Origin of the sequence: Pseudomonas sp. IT-196MI5 (genome assembly GCF_949767415.1) — a bacterium.
Classification (GTDB): domain Bacteria; phylum Pseudomonadota; class Gammaproteobacteria; order Pseudomonadales; family Pseudomonadaceae; genus Aquipseudomonas.
Genome location: NZ_CATKPZ010000018.1, coordinates 45216 through 61161 on the forward strand (window position 1 = coordinate 45216; position 15946 = coordinate 61161).

Sequence of the window (15946 nt, forward strand, 5' to 3'; positions counted from 1 at the left end):
GGAATGGATGGAGCCGCGAAGAGAAGACTGATCAGAGCCAGTCGAGGTCGTTGAAGCCACGCGCGATATAGCCACCTTTCTCCACCGACGAGCCCTCGTAGCCAAACAGTGGGAACAGCGTCTTGTTGTCGTAGATGCCAAACATCAGCGCACTGCGGGTTTCGCGGAAGAACGGCGTGGTCTCGATCTCGCGAAGCAGAGCGACGCGATCGTCCTCGCTGACGATCTCTTCGAAAGGCCGACCCTGTGTGGCGCGGGCGCGCCCCTGCAGGGCCTTCAAGCCATCGTTGACCAGGTCCGGGTGTTTACCGAGCAGCTCGACCAGCGACTTGGCATACGGTGCATCGCCGAGCCGGTCATGGGGATAGATATCGCGCCCCATCTGCAGCAGCCCGGCGGGCAACCGGGGCAACACATCGTCGGCGATGGCGGTGACGGGAATGAGCTGGCTGAAAACGGCGGTAGCGCCGATGATCAGGGCCGATTGCCCCGAAAGACTGAGGAAGCGCCGACGGCTCAGAGGGCCACTCAGGGGTGAAGAGTCATGCATGGCAGAGCTCCAGGCTTTTGCCGGCACGCCTGTAAGGTGGGAACAGGTGTGGCCGACGTTATTGTTATTAGTCCGGGTGCCTTTTCGGCCCCTTCGGCAGTGAAGGGGCAACTTGTGTGCCAATGCCAAAAACAGATCTTAACCTACTGTTTTTAAATGAATTTTTAGAATAAAAAAGACTTCATTAGCGCATGACCTGTAAAGCGAAGGCTTTACACCTGTAAGCATCCGTCCAGGCGTTTTACATACGTAAAGGCTGGCGATACCTGAACTGAGCGCAAGATCGCAGCGTCTTTCCCGGTAATCCGTGAAGAACCTAAAAAAAGCGTGGGCACGCCACCTTGTAGGAGCTGGCTTGTCGGGTCGCCGCATCGCAGCGAAGGTCGTTAACGATAACGCGTGTAAATCGGATAAACGCGGCGTACTTGAGTCCATCGCCAGCAAGCCGGCTCCTACAGGTATTGCGTTATCGGTGTTTCCCGGGATTGCATGAAGAACCACAAATAAGGGGGACCCTTTACCGGTCTTCTGGCGGTGGTCCAGCCGTGATCAACGAGGGAAGTGACAGCGCAGGGCTAAACTCGTAATGTGATTGCAACCGTGCCAGCCCGCCCCCCACGTGCTGATGCCAAACAAGAACAAGATCGTCACGGGCCCCTCATCCCGTGTCCGGGAGGCCGCATGAGCACCCTTTCGACCCCCAGCCTGCACATCGACACTGTGCTGTCCTACGCCAGCGATAGCGCTGGGCACGAGTCCATCATCACCCGGTCCTGGAAGCGTTGTATCCAGGATTACGGTCTGGATCCGGCCAAGCCCGCGCCACCGCGGTTTGTTCCTCGTCAGGTATTGCGCGAACACCAGGACCACGCGGACGAACTGATCAACGTGGCCCGTGCAGGCGTCGAGCAGCTGTACCGCCACATCGCCGAGCTGGGGTACGTCATTCTCCTCACCGACAGCCGGGGGATCACCGTGCAGTTCCTCGGCGATCCACTGGATGAGGCGGCGCATCGCAAGACTGGCCTGTACCTGGGCGCCGACTGGAGCGAGAACCACGCAGGAACCTGCGCGGTGGGGACCTGTATCAAGGAGCAACTGCCGCTGACCTGCCACCACCATGATCATTTCAGCGCCCACCACATCGCCCTGACCTGCACCGCAGTGCCCATCTTCAATCCCCACGGGCAGCTGCTGGCCGTGCTGGATATCTCGGCATTGAATTCACCCCCGTCCAAGGATTCCCAGCAATTCGCCCTGCAACTGGTCAAGCAGTACGCGCGAATGATCGAGGATGCCTACTTCCTGCGTCGCTACCGTGAAGCTCATATCCTCTGCTTCGACCGTTCCCGCGAGTTCGTCCTGATCAATCGCCAGTACCTGCTGGCGATTGCCGGGGATGGCAGTCTCCTGGCGGCGAATACCGCGGCCCGTGTACTGCTCGCCGAATGTGGCTTGCAGTTGCCGGAGCGGCCTTCGGCACTGGCGCGTCGGATCGGTATCCAGGATCTGTTCGACTGCGAACCTGAAGACATCTTCAGCATCCCCCGCGCCAGCCCCGACCAGGTACGCGCGTTCCGTACCCACCGTCAAAACGCCCTGTTCTTCGCCGCGTTGATGGAGCCCAGCCGAACGCCCGCGGCCCCTCAAGCTCAACGTTCGAGTGAGGAACGCTGCCCGCTGGATGAGCTCTCCGACGATGACCCCGCCATGCGCAAGATGCTCGCTCGTGCCAAGCGACTGTGCAGCGAGCCGCTGAACGTGCTGCTCAATGGCGAAACCGGTACCGGCAAAGAACGCCTTGCCCGCGCTTTGCACGACAGCAGCAACAGGCGCAAGGCCCCCTTCGTCGCCATCAACTGCGCAGCATTGCCTGAGTCATTGATAGAGAGCGAACTCTTCGGCTACCAGCCAGGCACCTTCACCGGGGCACGCAGCAAGGGTATGCGAGGGCTGATCCAGCAGGCCGATGGCGGCACGCTGTTCCTCGATGAAATCGGAGACATGCCGCTGCATCTGCAGACGCGGCTGCTGCGCGTGCTTGCCGAGCAGGAAGTGATGCCACTGGGCGGCGAAAAACCGATCAAGGTCAATATCCGCGTCATCGCGGCCAGTCACCGTGACCTGCGGCAGTTGATTGAACGAAACGAGTTTCGCGAAGACCTCTACTACCGCCTCAATGGCGCGATCCTGCGCCTGCCGGCGCTGCGCGAACGGGCCGACAAGAACTACCTGATAGAACGCATTTTCAGAGAGCTCTGTGAACAGCGCCAACGTCCCGCACGAATCCGGGGCGATGCCATGAGCGCTCTCCTCGGCTACGCCTGGCCAGGCAATATCCGCGAGCTGCGCAATGCGTTGCAGTACGCGCTGGCCACCGCGGAGACGGATGAAATCACTGTGAACGACCTGCCCGAAGAATGCCTGCCGAGCGTCAATCAAAAACAGGCCAGGCGTTCGGTTCCCGTACAGGAACAACAGACATCCCACGCGCGCGAAATCGAGGACTGCTTGCGCAGGCAGCGCTGGAATGTCAGCGCCGCGGCACGCGAGCTCGGCATGTCGCGCCCGACCCTATATCGCTGGATGAAGCTTCACGACATCGTTCCTCCCAACGCCCTGGACAGCTAAACCAAAAGTTTCAAATGCCCGTAACCGGCCCGAGCCGGGCCGGCCGGGCTTTCAAGTCGAATCAGTGCTCAGGTGTGCGCGGGTCCCAGAGAAGGCGCGTCACGCCTTTCTCGTAGCCCATCCCGTCCGGGAAACTCACCAGCTCCAGCTGCAACCCCCAGGGCGCCAGGAAGTACACCCAGGTCAGGCCCTTGGCCGGGCCATCGGTGAAGGTCGATGGCGTATCCAGTACCTGCACGCCACGGGACTGCAGGTACTGCACCGCCGCCGCCATGTCGTCCACATAGAACGCCAAGTGGTGCCCGCCGACATCGCTGTTGCGGGGCAACCGACGATTCTGGTCGGGAGCGGTGTACTCGAATATTTCCAGGTTGGTGCCATTGCCACATCGAACCATCTGGAAGTCGCGAATAGATGCGCGCGGATGCACGTTGAGGTGCCGCTCCATCCAGTCGTCTTCAAAACGGAACTCGCCAAAGGTGAAATATGGCTCGCAGCCAAGCACCTCGACGAAGAAGGCAACTGCCTCAGACAGGTTCGGCACCGTGATGCCAATATGCTGCATGCCGCGCATTCCCGGCAGAGCGTCATTCAGGTTGTTCTTGTGGGTCATGGGGGGCTCACTTGTTGTTGTATGAGATTCGCCAGCTTCGTGCTGACACATTCCCTGCTGCACGCCCGATGCCACAAACTAACCCATTGAATTGAATAGCAGTCACTCCCGCCGTTGGCAGCAACGGTGTAAAGGCCTTTACAACTGCAAGGCGTTACAACAGCCACCGCCCATCCTCTCTAGCCCTTGCCAATGGGCCTTGCACGGGTTGGTCCAGCTCTTGCGTGATGTTTGGGGACATACCCTTATCGATTAACGTAATCTAAAGAGTTCGCCGATACTTCTTGCAACGGCCCAGATTTTTTTCAGTAACCGGAGTCACCTACATGGACGTCATCAATCAGTTGCAGCCCGAAGAGTGTGCAGGCCTGGAGGATATTCGACGCGAAATCGATGCCCTTGACCAGGTTGTCATCAAACTGTTGGGCAAGCGTTTTCACTACGTACTGGCCGCCTCGAAGTACAAGACCTCAGCGACTTCGGTGCGAGCTGCGGAGCGTTTCAAGGCCATGCTGGCGACACGACGCGAGTGGGCCGAGGCTGAGGGCCTGAACCCGGATGCAATCGAGAAAATGTACAGTGACCTGGTGAACCACTTCATTGCACAAGAGATGAAACACTGGGTGGCTCATCAATCCAACACCTGACGCCAGGGGGCGTCAACCGCCCTTCATGTCAGCTGCAATCGGCCATTTACGGTCATGCCATTGCTTTCCATCACCCTGCGCTAGCCTTGGGACTCAGCTAAAGGACTGATTCATGGAGCTTGGAGACGAACAATGAAACATCCACAGCCGAAAGCGGACGTTCCCAGGCACCTGCGAAGTTATGGCGATTTAGTCTTGGTCCGTGGAAAATCAGCGCTCGCCATGAATTTTTCGTGAACATACGCCTCAAATTGTTCCGCTGGCAGTGGCGGGGAAAACAGGAAGCCCTGGTAGGTCTGGCAGCCATGCTTGACCAGAAAGGTGCGCTGAGCTTCTGTCTCCACACCTTCTGCAATCACCGAAAGCCCCAATATCTGGCTCAGGCTCACAATCGCGCAGGCGATGGCGGCGTCGTTGGGATCAACCAGCACATCTCTGATGAAGGACTGGTCGATCTTGAGTTGATCCAGCGGAAGGCTCTTCAGGTATGACAGTGACGAGTAGCCGGTTCCGAAATCATCCAGCGAAAGGCCTATGCCGATCTCTTTCAACTCGATCATTTTGGCGACAGTACCTTCCATATCCTCTACCAGCAGGCCTTCGGTCAGTTCCAGTTTCAATTTCTTCGGATCGGCCCCCGTGTATTTCAGTACTTGCAGTACCTCCTCGACGAAGTCCGGATGGTGAAACTGGCGGGCGCTGACATTCACAGCCATACCCAGTCGGGCGGTTTCCGAATGCTTTGCCCAGGCAACCAGCTGAGTGCAGGCTGCCTGCAGCGCCCAACGGCCTAATGGCAGAATCAACCCCGTTTCCTCTGCCAATGGAATGAACTCGCCTGGAAACACGACTCCGCGCTCAGGACTCTGCCATCTCATCAGTGCCTCTGCGCCAATGATACGGCCCTCACTATTCACTTGCGGCTGGTAATGAAGAAGGAATTCGTTGTCCTGCAAGCCTTGGCGCAAGGCTACTTCCAGTCTGGCGCGTGCCGTGGCAACCGCCTGCATTTGCGGATCGAAAAAGCGCATGGTATTGCGGCCCGCCGCCTTGGCACGATACATCGCCAGGTCAGCGCGCTTCATAATATCGTCCACTGTGCTCAACTGCCCCTGGAACAGCGCAATGCCGAGGCTGGGGGTGCTGTGGTGCTCATATCCATCCAAATGGTAGGAAATATTCAAAGAGTTGAGAATCTTTTCGCCAACAGCCTTGGCCTGGATAGCTGCTTCTGGAGGATTCTCATTAAGGCCATCCAGCAGGACGACGAATTCGTCTCCGCCCAGGCGAGCCACGGTGTCGCTCTCGCGTATGCAGCCGCAAAGGCGCAGAGCAACTTGCTGCAGCAACATGTCGCCTCTGTCATGCCCCAGCGTGTCGTTCAGTGCCTTGAAGTTATCCAGGTCAATGAGAATTATCCCGCTCGTATGCAGGCTACGGGAGCTGCCCGCCAGCAGATGCTGTAACCGGTCCAACATGAGCCGCCTGTTGGCCAGCCCGGTCAACTGATCGTAGAAGGCCAAACGCTGGACCTCTTGCTCAGCGGTCTTACGGTGGGTGATGTCAGTGTTGATCGACAGAACGGATTGCGGCTGGCCATCATCGTCTCGCACCAGGGTTCGATGACTTTCGAGCGTGATGGTGCAGCCGTCCCGGCGTCGAAGTGTAACTTCGTCCGCCCGGTCACCCGTTTCTATCAGGCTGTTAGTGGCCGCATTGAAAGCGGCGCTACCCTGGTAGATCAACTCCTGTGCCGATTTGCCGAGTGCCTCTTCCTTTGACAGACCGTAGAGACGCTCGGCACTTTTGTTCCAGTACAGGATGCGGTTATCCATCCCGTGAACGACAATGGCGTCCTGGGCCTTGTCCAGCAGCGATGCTTGCTGGCGGGCCTGCTTCTCGCTTTCGCGCAGCACTGCCAGATAACCTTCCCTTTCGGCTGCTTGCGACTCCATTTCGCGCCTGATCTTGCCCCCGTAGATCACGGCCGCACTGACCATCATTAGCACGAACAGCATGATCGCGTATTCGACCCGGCGCAGTTCTTCGACCGACTCAAGCTCCTCCTCCAGGAGCTTGCTTTGAATCAGGCCAACGCGATCCCGCACGGTACTGAGTGAGGCGAGCAACAGGGCATACTTCCTGTCCATCGTTGCCATGCGTTTGCCGGCATTATCCGACTGCCCCTCCCTGAAGTAGGAAAAGATCAGCAAGGCCTCGTTCACCATTTCGACCATCGCGGCATCAATTGCACCCACCTCATCCTTCAATGCAAGGGTAAAGGCTTGTATATCCGCACTGTGTTCAGCTTCATTGGCGATCCGTACTTCCAACTGTTTTTTGGCCATTGCCAGATGCTCGCTGAAGGCGCGCAAGGCTTCATTCATGTTCCGCGATTCGGCTTCAACATTATGGGTATCGAACACATTATTGCCCGGCGCATTGACTTTGGAAGCCAGGCTGCCCAGCGTTGAATAACTCGACAGCTGTTGGACCCACGACTGGTTTGCCGTGATGGAGCGGTGATAGGTATCGACGATCAGGTGATTCAGTAGCACGCTCAGCACAACAACCAGCACGTCGAATCCCGCAAGAAAAAAGTACATGCGGTGCCATTTGGTCGAGCGCGGCTTATTTGAACTGGTGGGCATGGCGTGCTTTGCGGCGTTTTTATTCCTGAAAAAATCCATTTCACAATCTCCAAACATAATCCTTCCAAGTTGACCAACAGAAGCGGTATTCGGATACCCATTGACCTTTTGTGCCGACACCTGAACCTGAGAACACACCGCACGTAGCATTAGCCAAATTTTTTCTCTGTTCTGGACTCACGCTGGTTTTCGTGAGCGAAGCTCCCGAGACAAGCAATAGCTACCGAAGCTATACATCTTAAGTGTCACGCCAACCAACTATTCTCCTCGCTCTCTATTGTAGAACTGAACGCCGGCAATCACTTTTGCCAGATGTTCTGTTCCTTTCAATTTCCTCAGCCTCGTTCTGCGCCTCTGGCGGACGTGCAGAACTTGGCCGAACTGACGTTGAGCCGCCTGAGCGTGGACAAAGCCTTCCTCGGCGCAGACGGGGTCGTCGCGGAGTTCGGCTTGTGCGAGGCGAGTACGTAGCAGGCTTATCTCAAGGAATGCATCATCAAGCGGGCTGCGCAGATCGTCGTTCTCGCCGACACCGACAAACCGGGACGGGCGCGGCAACAGCAGTGGACGCCTATCGAACGTGAATGGCGATTGATCACTTGTGCGACTGCCGGTGACGCAGCGCTTGCACCGTTTCACACGATTGCGCAAATCACTGTGGAAACCGTGGACCTCGCCTGATTGCCTACCTTTTGTGGGGAACGAGGCATTGCGCCAGGAAACCCCGACGTTTTTCAGCAGCCCAGACTGAAACCGTGGCCTGGTAGGTGAACAAGCCTGCAATCACACGGTTGCGGCTCTTCACGACAGGCTGCCATCAGCCGGAGCTGTGTAAAAACGCTTTGGAGCAGGTTTGACGGTCAGAACCAGAACGAAAATCGCGTTCCTGTGCAAATTTCAGGTCTGCTGACCAGGGGGCGTCATTCAAACATGACCGTTCGGTGGGGGAGCCGACTTCCAATCAGAGGAAGCAGGCCCCCAAAATACCCGCAGCAATGAGCCAGACTGATACAACGATCACTGCAGCAAAGCTGTTCGCTGGCCGCTTCACTTGGCTTTTTTCCCACTCACTCGCTTTGAGCCGACAGTCCTCGAGCACCTGCGCCGGCATCAGCCGAATCGCGAGCAGAATGCCAAGCGGCAAAATGATCACGTCGTCCAGGTATCCAAGCACAGGAATGAAATCAGGAATGAGGTCGATTGGACTCAGCGCATACGCCACGACAAAAACCGCAATCCATTTGGGCAACCAGGGTGTTTGCGGATGCTGATAGCAAAACCAGAGAACCATGGTTTGCCGTTTCAGCTTTCTGGCCCAGCCACGTAAAGGATCAAGTATGCGTTTCATGTCGTAATTGTCAGAACCTGAAGGAGCGTGCCTGCGAGCGTAACGCCTTGGGTGATTGACTGCCTCACGCCTGAGGAAGTCAGTCAACCAAAATCGAGGCTCTTGAGGAGCGGTGCCCCACGCTTCCTCCCTTGTAGTTACACGCCTATCTGTCCGGCGATTGAGCTGCCCGGCCTTTTTACCGGAGGTCCCGAGTTCAATCGGATCCATTATGTAGAACAAGCAGGTAGATATGCAGGGTGAGGTTCAATCTGCCTGTACCGATCAGCCATGATTTTCAGAAATGGATTTCAGCAGTCTTGAGACCCAGCTCTCGAAGCTCGGCGATCAGGTCATCCAGATGCCCGAAAGACTCGACTTCTTCGTTGTCGTCGACCAGGAAATAACTTCTCCCGGCGTCCTTCTTGAAAAACACGATCCACTCCTTGGGGTTGGTCGGGTTTGCGATCACATGGGTGTCGAAGGTCACGCCTTCGGCATGTTTGGTTTTCACAGTTTTACGATTCATGTCCGTCACCACGCTACGCGCGTTCTCAAGATTCTCTATTTGCAGTGCATGCCCGCCCAGCTCCATCTGAACTTTCACGATAAACATCTCCAAACGCACGAAGCGCTGGATCAAGGGCATTTCAATTATCACTGTATGTTAATATTATGCACATGCATCCACTGAGGGGCTAGCCATGATTGCGATAGGTGAGGCATGGAAGGCGGGGTTGTTGGGGCGAGAGCATTGGCTGCGCAATTTGGTGTCTGGCGTGATCGTCGGGGTCGTGGCACTCCCCCTTGCAATGGCGTTTGCCATTGCATCTGGCGTCAAGCCTGAGCAAGGCATCTATACCGCAATCATCGGTGGCCTGCTGGTTTCGCTCTTTGGCGGAAGCCGCTTGCAGATTGCCGGGCCGACCGGTGCGTTCATCGTGATTCTGGCCGGAGTCACGGCCAAACATGGTGTTGACGGTTTGCAAATCGCCACGATGATGGCGGGGGCCATGTTGTTATTGCTGGGGATGGCCCGCCTCGGTGCAATCATCAAGTTTATCCCTGACCCGGTGATAGTCGGATTCACTGCGGGCATCGGCGTGATCATCTGGGTCGGACAGTGGAAAGACTTTTTCGGTTTACCGAAGATCAGTGGAGAGCATTTCCATGAAAAGCTCTGGCATCTGCTCCAGGCCCTGCCGGATCTTCACATGGCCACGACCCTGCTGGCGGTACTTAGTCTTTTGCTGGTCATCACCGCGTCCAGGATTCCCGGATTCAAACGGGTACCTGGCCCGCTGATCGCAATGGCAGTCGCTACAGCGATACAGTCAACCTTTCATTTCGAGGGGGTCGCCACGATTGGCAGTGCATTTGGAGGCATACCCCAAGGTCTGCCAGCGTTCAGCCTGCCTGAAATCACGTTGTCTCGCGTCGTCGATTTGATTGGTCCGGCGTTCACTATCGCCATGCTTGGAGCAATCGAATCACTGCTGTCCGCCATGGTGGCCGATGGCATGGCGGGCACCAAGCACGACTCCAATCAGGAGCTGATCGGTCAGGGAGTGGCTAATCTGGTCACGCCATTGTTTGGCGGTTTCGCAGCCACCGGAGCCATTGCCCGTACTGCAACCAATATCCGTAACGGCGGCACGAGCCCGCTGGCCGGCATTACGCACGCGGTCACCCTGGTGCTTATTGTTCTGTTCCTGGCACCTCTGGCCTCAAACATCCCGCTGTGCGCCCTGGCCGCCATTCTTTTCGTGGTCGCGTACAACATGAGCGAGTTGAAGCACTTCAAGCGCATGGTCCAACGGGCTCCACGCGCAGACGTAGCTATCCTGCTCATCACCTTCAGCCTCACCGTGTTCAGCGACCTGGTGATCGCCGTGAATATCGGCGTCATTCTTGCCATGCTGCACTTCATGCGTCGCATGGCCTCATCGGTGGAGGTGCAACAGGTCGTCGAGCACGAGCTTGAAGAAGAGTTGAGGGCCAATGGGCACACTCGCCTGCCGCCAGGGACATTGATTTATACAATTGAAGGGCCATTGTTCTTTGGTGCGGCCGAGACCTTCGAACGTGTGTTGGCACAGACCCATACCGATCCACGTCTGCTGATTATTCGCTTGAATCGTGTACCGTTCATGGACATCACTGGCTTGCAGGTGCTGGAGGAGGTCATTGAGCAGCTGCACGAGCGCCATATCGTGGTGAAACTCTGCGAAGCGAACACAAAGGTGCTCAACAAGCTCGACAGGGTGGGGATCTTGCAAAAAATCGGCACGGAGCATTACCACGCCGACTTCACCACCGCGCTGGCTAAAGCGGTCAGTCTTGCAGAGGGTCCGTCAACGCTCTAGAGGCTTACCGCCCGTGTCAGGTCATGACCTGGTGCTGGCGGCATGCTTACTCTTGGTCGAATAGCTGGCACCGTGGGTGTCCAGGTAGTCACGAATCAGTTGACGGACAACCTGCGAAGACGTCAGGTCTTGTGCTGCACAGAGCTCCTCGAACGCTTTTTTCTTGACGGGATCAATGAGCACAGTGAGGCGCGCAGTCTTGCTTTCCATGGGGTATTCAATCGCTCAAGTCGCTAGATGTTAATCAAATTGTAATTGCCTTGTCCGGTGCTGTCACTGTGCTGCTCGTTACCTGGACTTTACCCACAGGAAAAGATTTGGTTCTCCCAAGCGAGAGGTGTGATGTCCGGACCAGACTCGCACATCCCGCAGCCCTGCCATACTGTTGAGCATGACCCGTGCAACTTTCCGCTTCTATGAGGAGCTCAACGATTTCCTGCCGGCCGAACGGCGGCGGCAGTCCTTCACCTGCGAGTGCGCGCAAGGGGCGACGGTCAAGCACATGATCGAGGCGCTCGGAGTACCGCACACCGAGGTCGAGCTGGTGCTGCTCAACGGCGAGTCGGCGGGCTTGGAGCGGGTGATCCTCGACAGTGACCGACTGGCGGTGTATCCCAAGTTCGAAACGCTGGACATCAGCCCGCTGCTCAAGGTTCGCGCGCAACCTTTACGGGTGCTGCGCTTCGTCGCTGATGCGCACCTTGGCGGGCTGGCCAGCCTGCTGCGCATGAGTGGCTTCGACACGCTCTACGACAATGGTTTCGAGGATAGCGAGATCGCCGAGATCGCTGCGCAGCAAGGACGCATCGTGCTGACCCGTGACCGCGAACTGCTCAAGCGGCGGATCATCAGCCACGGCTGTTACGTGCATGCCCTGAAACCGTCGCTGCAGCTGCGCGAATTGTACGAGCGCCTCGACCTGGCGCGTAGCGCGCGGCCATTCAGCCTGTGCCTTCATTGCAACCTGCCGCTGCACGAAATCAGTCCGGAACTGGCTCGGCCGCTGGTACCGCCACGCATTGGCGCACTCTATTCGCACTTCCTGCGCTGCGACGCCTGCCAACGGGTTTACTGGGAAGGTTCGCACTGGCGCGGCATGTGTGCATTGCTGGCACCGCTGCTGAACCGATAGCCGAGCGCAGCGGGCACTCGATGATGTTTTCCGGCACAGTCATGTGGCTCCACAAGTTCAAGTGCTGAAACACCATCGACAATCGGCTGCGCAGGCTCCGTAACTGCCTGGGGTAGAGCGCTCGAACGAGCGCCCTGTTCAAGCTGACGACGACGCGTTACTGGGCGCCGTAGACGTCAAAATCGAAGTACTTGTTGTTGATCCGCGCGTAAGTACCGTTGGCGAGAATGGTTGCCAGGGCTTTGTTCAAGTCTTCGCGCAATTCGACATCGTCCTTGCGCAGACCAAGGCCATCACCAACGCCGAAGAACCCCGGGTTATCCAGAGTGGCACCGGCAAATTCATAGTCACTACCCGCCGCGGTTTTCAAGAAGCCGTAACTGGCTTGAATGGAACCCTGCAACGAGGCATCAAGCCGCCCCACGACCAGGTCGGCGTACACCTGATCCTGATTTTGATAGGAAAGAACGTCCACGCCTTTGGCACCCCAAATCGCTTTGGCATAGGACTCCTGGGTCGAGCCCTGCTCCACACCAATGCGCTTGCCCTTGAGCGATTCGAGGGTCGGCTGTAATCCCGATCCACGTTTGGCCACTAATCGTGCCGGTGCATTGGACACCTTGTCGGTAAACGCAATCTGCCCCAGGCGTTTGGGTGTGATCGTCATCGAAGACGCCACCGCATCGAACTTGCGCGCCAGCAGTCCCGGGATCATCCCGTCCCAACTGCTTTCCACCCAGACGCATCGGGCTTTCAGTTCGGCGCACAACGCCTCGGCGATGTCGACCCCGAAGCCGGTCAGCGTGCCATCCTGATTCTTGTATTCCAGCGGTGGATAGGTCGGGTCCACCCCCAGCCTCAACACTTTGCCAGACCAGTCGGCCGCCCCCGCCAGGCTCGAGGCCGTCAGGAACACCAGGGAAACGGCTGCAATCATCTTGTTCATTTTTATTCCTCTTCAGGCCGCAGATTTTTTACAGGCACAACAGGCGAAAATGCGCCATCTCAACACAGAAAACGTTCGACCAGCTTGACCCAGTAGCTCGCGCCCACCGGCAGGCAGTCGTCATTAAAGTCGTAGCCGGGGTTGTGCAGCAGGCACCCGCCTTCTCCCTCGCCGTTGCCGATCACCAGATAGCTACCGGGGCATTTTTCCAGGACAAACGCAAAGTCCTCGCTGGCCGTGAACGGTCGCAGGTCATCGATCAGGTGTTCCTCTCCCAACCAGTCGCGGGCGACTTCATGGGCAAATGCTGTCTGTTCGGGATCGTTGATCAACACCGGATGGCAATGCTGGTAATCGATGTGGACCCGGGCGCCAAAACTCTCGGCCTGGCCCTTGACCAATTCAGTGATTCTGACCTCCAGCAGGTGGCGAATCTCAGGAGTCAGGGCGCGTACGCTCAGGCTCAGATCGGCGCTGGACGGGATGACATTCGAGGCGCTCCCGGCATGCAGGGAGCCCACCGTGATAATCGCCATCTCCTGCGGGTTGACGTTGCGCGAGACGATGCTTTGCAGGGCCATCACGATCGAGGCAGCGACCACCACCGGGTCGGTGGCTTTGTGCGGCACCGCGCCATGGCCACCGTTGCCGATGATTTTGATGTTAACCGTGTCGGCAGACGCCATGAACGGCCCGCTGTAAAAACCCAAATGCCCGACGGGATAACCCGGCACGTTATGCATGGCGAAGATCGCATCGCACGGGAACCGTTCGAGCAGCCCCTCCTCCAGCATTTTCCTGGCACCGCCCAGCCCTTCTTCCGCCGGTTGGAAAATCAGGTGCACGGTGCCATTGAATGCCCGCGTCCGGGCCAGATACTGACCGGCTGCCAGCAGGACTGCGGTATGACCGTCGTGACCGCAGGCATGCATGACTCCGTCGATCCGGCTGGCATAAGGCAGACCGGAGGTTTCCTGTATCGGCAACGCATCCATGTCAGCGCGCAATCCAATGGACCGACCCTCGCCATTTTTCAGGGTGGCAACGACCCCGGTCTTGCCCACCCCGGTGCTGACCTCAAAGCCCCACTGAGTCAAATACGCTGCCACCCGCTCACTGGTGGCGAACTCTTCAAAACCCAGTTCAGGGTGCGCGTGAATGCTGTGACGTATCGCGATCATTTCATCTTGCATCGCGGCAATACCAGGCAGGACCAGGCCGGCATTCATGGGTGTTCTCCTTCGACAGAGGCTGTGCAGTAGCGAAAGCGCTGTTGGGGTCGATCTTAGGGAACGGGCGCTGGGCTGGGGAGGCGCAGTTTGGTTATGATGACAACCATAGGTTGTCATCAGGGTGAGCAGATGAAACTGCATCAATTGCAGGCGCTGATTGCCAGCGCCGAAACCGGCAGTATCCGCGCGGCCGCGCGTTCGCTGGAGATTTCCCAGGCCGCTGTGACCAAAGCACTGCGCGAGTTGGAAACCAGCCAGCAGCTACCGCTGTTTACCCGCACCGCCAGCGGCCTGAACTTCACCGAATACGGCAAAGTGCTGCTGACTCACGCCCGGCTGGTGATCAAGCAGCTGGAGCACGCACAGACCGAGCTTGATCACATGCGTGGCAAGGCTCAAGGCCGGCTCTGCGTCGGGATCACCCCATGGGTCGCCCTGACCTTCCTGCCCGAAGTCGTGCTGGCTTTTCGCGAACGCATGCCACAAATCAACCTGGAACTGTTCGAAAGCCTGATGGCCGTTGCCCAACCGCTGCTGCGCGACGGCAGCATGGACTTTGCGATTGGCCAACTCCATCCCACACAATCGACCCGGGAATTCGCCTGCGAAACCTTGCTCGATTACCAGACCTCGGTGCTGGTCCGCGAGGGTCACGCCCGACAGCATGCGCGATCGATCCACGAGTTACTGGAAGAAAACTGGACCCTGAACTACGCGCCGGACGGGCACGACGGGCTGATGCAGGAACTGTTCTGGAAACACGGCGCGCAGATTGATGAGAATCGAATCGTGCGTGCTCATTCACTGGCCATTTTGCAGATGATGGTCGAGCGGGCCGACATGTGCACCTGGGGGCCGTCCATCGTGAGCACAGCCCCGCCATTTCTGGGGCGTGTGGTAGCCCTGGGGCTGACCGAGCAGTTCGAGCCCCGACAACTGAGCATCGTGACGCGCCGCAACGGCGCCCTGAGCAACCCGGCGGTCTGCTTCACCGAATGCCTGTTGCAGGTCATTCGGCGCCATGCGCGCTCAGCCAAAAAGGAAGACCGCGCGCTGTTTGAAACCTTACAGCTGCGGCTGTGAAGTGAGCCTACGGTTTCATGTCTGATACGTCAGGACGTCTTTGGGTCGAATCTGGCCGTAGGTACCGGCGCCAAGCGTTCACTACTGACTGATTTCTGCACGTGGCCAGAGGCGACTCTCGGCCAGGAACTGCCCCTCACCAAGGGCAGCCATCAGCCATTCGCGGACATGCCATTGCTTTCCAGCCCCCTGAACTAGCAGCTAAAATACTGATTCATGGAGCTTAGAGACGAGCAATGAAACTGAACCACCGGCCAGTGAAGGCTAGCGACGTTAAAATGATCTGCGGCTTTCCTCAGAACGCTCAAGAGTTGTTTTTCATGTTTCCAAAGGCGCACTTCCCGCTAACGGAAACGCAGTTGATTACCGCGATCTCCCAACGCTTCGACTCTACCGTCGTGGAGATCAATGGGACTGTCGTTGGGTTTGCCAATTTCTATCGAGCCGAACGCAATGGCGTTTGCTGTATCGGCAATGTCATCGTCTCGCCGAGTGCTCGGGGCGAAGGAGTGGCGACGTTTATCGTAGAGACTATGACCGGCTTGGCATTCGAGCGTTACGGAGCCAACGAGGTGCAGATTTCCTGCTTCAACGAAAACACGGCAGGGCTGCTGCTCTACCCCAAACTTGGGTTTGTGCCTTATGCCATTGAGGAGCGACCTTCTTTGGGAAACGGCCGATCGGCCCTCATACACATGACGCGCAGCAGAATCTCGACAGGTTGAATACTCAGTTGATTGCTACCCTGGATGACAGGCAGAAATCGGA

At 57.5% G+C, this 15946-nt stretch carries 14 protein-coding genes and 1 pseudogene; 6 read left to right on the top strand and 9 right to left on the bottom strand.

The genetic code is table 11. From position 1 onward, the window contains the following. Positions 1-31: 31 nt before the first annotated feature. Positions 32-550, bottom strand: a complete 519-nt coding sequence (locus tag ACM6IK_RS13620; protein ID WP_414874750.1) for a transcriptional initiation protein Tat — start codon at positions 548-550, stop codon at positions 32-34. Positions 551-1231: 681 nt separating this feature from the next. Between ACM6IK_RS13620 and ACM6IK_RS13625 the strand changes: the two genes are divergently transcribed. Continuing rightward, entirely contained in the window at positions 1232-3181 is a 1950-nt protein-coding gene (locus ACM6IK_RS13625) for a sigma-54-dependent Fis family transcriptional regulator (RefSeq protein WP_414874751.1), read from the top strand. A gap of 61 nt (positions 3182-3242) precedes the next feature. Here the strand turns inward: ACM6IK_RS13625 and ACM6IK_RS13630 are convergent, their stop codons facing one another. Beyond that, on the bottom strand, positions 3243-3794 hold the full coding sequence (locus ACM6IK_RS13630) for a VOC family protein (RefSeq protein ID WP_414874752.1): 552 nt from the start codon (positions 3792-3794) through the stop codon (positions 3243-3245). A 326-nt stretch (positions 3795-4120) separates the two neighbouring features. Between ACM6IK_RS13630 and ACM6IK_RS13635 the strand changes: the two genes are divergently transcribed. Next, positions 4121-4441 carry an isochorismate lyase gene (locus ACM6IK_RS13635; protein ID WP_414874753.1) on the top strand — a complete coding sequence of 107 codons (321 nt, stop codon included), beginning with the start codon at positions 4121-4123 and terminating at the stop codon, positions 4439-4441. A gap of 179 nt (positions 4442-4620) precedes the next feature. On the opposite strand, the gene ACM6IK_RS13640 is transcribed toward ACM6IK_RS13635, so the two are convergent. The 3 genes from ACM6IK_RS13640 to ACM6IK_RS13650 form a co-directional block, all read right to left on the bottom strand. Then, complete coding sequence (locus ACM6IK_RS13640; RefSeq protein ID WP_414874754.1) at positions 4621-7131, bottom strand: putative bifunctional diguanylate cyclase/phosphodiesterase; 2511 nt, start codon at positions 7129-7131, stop codon at positions 4621-4623. 922 nt (positions 7132-8053) lie between these two features. Further along, a complete protein-coding gene (locus tag ACM6IK_RS13645) occupies positions 8054-8440 on the bottom strand; it encodes a YkvA family protein (RefSeq protein WP_414874755.1) in 387 nt (128 codons plus the stop codon). Between the two features lie 277 nt (positions 8441-8717). Beyond that, complete coding sequence (locus ACM6IK_RS13650) at positions 8718-8948, bottom strand: hypothetical protein (protein WP_414874756.1); 231 nt, start codon at positions 8946-8948, stop codon at positions 8718-8720. Positions 8949-9123: 175 nt separating this feature from the next. On the opposite strand from ACM6IK_RS13650, the gene ACM6IK_RS13655 reads away from it, so the two are divergent. Further along, complete coding sequence (locus ACM6IK_RS13655) at positions 9124-10785, top strand: SulP family inorganic anion transporter (protein ID WP_414874757.1); 1662 nt, start codon at positions 9124-9126, stop codon at positions 10783-10785. Positions 10786-10806: 21 nt separating this feature from the next. On the opposite strand, the gene ACM6IK_RS13660 is transcribed toward ACM6IK_RS13655, so the two are convergent. Then, positions 10807-10995, bottom strand: a complete 189-nt coding sequence (locus tag ACM6IK_RS13660; RefSeq protein WP_414874758.1) for a ribbon-helix-helix protein, CopG family — start codon at positions 10993-10995, stop codon at positions 10807-10809. A gap of 181 nt (positions 10996-11176) precedes the next feature. Between ACM6IK_RS13660 and ACM6IK_RS13665 the strand changes: the two genes are divergently transcribed. Further along, on the top strand, positions 11177-11917 hold the full coding sequence (locus tag ACM6IK_RS13665) for a Mut7-C RNAse domain-containing protein (RefSeq protein ID WP_414874759.1): 741 nt from the start codon (positions 11177-11179) through the stop codon (positions 11915-11917). Positions 11918-11924: 7 nt separating this feature from the next. On the opposite strand, the pseudogene ACM6IK_RS13670 reads toward ACM6IK_RS13665, so the two are convergent. From ACM6IK_RS13670 to ACM6IK_RS13680, 3 genes and pseudogenes are all read right to left on the bottom strand, one after another. Further along, positions 11925-12044 (bottom strand): annotated as a pseudogene (locus ACM6IK_RS13670) (histidine/lysine/arginine/ornithine ABC transporter ATP-binding protein); the annotation flags it as partial. A 30-nt stretch (positions 12045-12074) separates the two neighbouring features. After that, positions 12075-12863, bottom strand: coding sequence for an ABC transporter substrate-binding protein (locus tag ACM6IK_RS13675; RefSeq protein WP_414874760.1), 789 nt, complete (start codon positions 12861-12863; stop codon positions 12075-12077). A gap of 59 nt (positions 12864-12922) precedes the next feature. Continuing rightward, positions 12923-14092, bottom strand: a complete 1170-nt coding sequence (locus ACM6IK_RS13680) for a M20 aminoacylase family protein (protein ID WP_414874761.1) — start codon at positions 14090-14092, stop codon at positions 12923-12925. Between the two features lie 132 nt (positions 14093-14224). Between ACM6IK_RS13680 and ACM6IK_RS13685 the strand changes: the two genes are divergently transcribed. Both ACM6IK_RS13685 and ACM6IK_RS13690 read left to right on the top strand, forming a co-directional pair. After that, on the top strand, positions 14225-15178 hold the full coding sequence (locus ACM6IK_RS13685; protein WP_414874762.1) for a LysR substrate-binding domain-containing protein: 954 nt from the start codon (positions 14225-14227) through the stop codon (positions 15176-15178). 236 nt (positions 15179-15414) lie between these two features. Then, positions 15415-15903: a GNAT family N-acetyltransferase gene (locus ACM6IK_RS13690; protein WP_414874763.1), complete on the top strand. Its 489-nt coding sequence runs from the start codon at positions 15415-15417 to the stop codon at positions 15901-15903. Positions 15904-15946 lie beyond the last annotated feature (43 nt).

Bases quoted from the DNA above. Each gene is read 5' to 3' on its own strand.
- ACM6IK_RS13660 (WP_414874758.1), bottom strand. From the start codon at position 10,995: ATGGAAAGCAAGACTGCGCGCCTCACTGTGCTCATTGATCCCGTCAAG.
- ACM6IK_RS13655 (WP_414874757.1), top strand. From the start codon at position 9,124: ATGATTGCGATAGGTGAGGCATGGAAGGCGGGGTTGTTGGGGCGAGAG.
- ACM6IK_RS13690 (WP_414874763.1), top strand. From the start codon at position 15,415: ATGAAACTGAACCACCGGCCAGTGAAGGCTAGCGACGTTAAAATGATC.
- ACM6IK_RS13675 (WP_414874760.1), bottom strand. From the start codon at position 12,863: ATGAACAAGATGATTGCAGCCGTTTCCCTGGTGTTCCTGACGGCCTCG.
- ACM6IK_RS13640 (WP_414874754.1), bottom strand. From the start codon at position 7,131: ATGGATTTTTTCAGGAATAAAAACGCCGCAAAGCACGCCATGCCCACC.
- ACM6IK_RS13650 (WP_414874756.1), bottom strand. From the start codon at position 8,948: ATGAATCGTAAAACTGTGAAAACCAAACATGCCGAAGGCGTGACCTTC.
- ACM6IK_RS13665 (WP_414874759.1), top strand. From the start codon at position 11,177: ATGACCCGTGCAACTTTCCGCTTCTATGAGGAGCTCAACGATTTCCTG.
- ACM6IK_RS13625 (WP_414874751.1), top strand. From the start codon at position 1,232: ATGAGCACCCTTTCGACCCCCAGCCTGCACATCGACACTGTGCTGTCC.
- ACM6IK_RS13685 (WP_414874762.1), top strand. From the start codon at position 14,225: ATGAAACTGCATCAATTGCAGGCGCTGATTGCCAGCGCCGAAACCGGC.
- ACM6IK_RS13630 (WP_414874752.1), bottom strand. From the start codon at position 3,794: ATGACCCACAAGAACAACCTGAATGACGCTCTGCCGGGAATGCGCGGC.
- ACM6IK_RS13645 (WP_414874755.1), bottom strand. From the start codon at position 8,440: ATGAAACGCATACTTGATCCTTTACGTGGCTGGGCCAGAAAGCTGAAA.
- ACM6IK_RS13680 (WP_414874761.1), bottom strand. From the start codon at position 14,092: ATGAATGCCGGCCTGGTCCTGCCTGGTATTGCCGCGATGCAAGATGAA.
- ACM6IK_RS13635 (WP_414874753.1), top strand. From the start codon at position 4,121: ATGGACGTCATCAATCAGTTGCAGCCCGAAGAGTGTGCAGGCCTGGAG.
- ACM6IK_RS13620 (WP_414874750.1), bottom strand. From the start codon at position 550: ATGCATGACTCTTCACCCCTGAGTGGCCCTCTGAGCCGTCGGCGCTTC.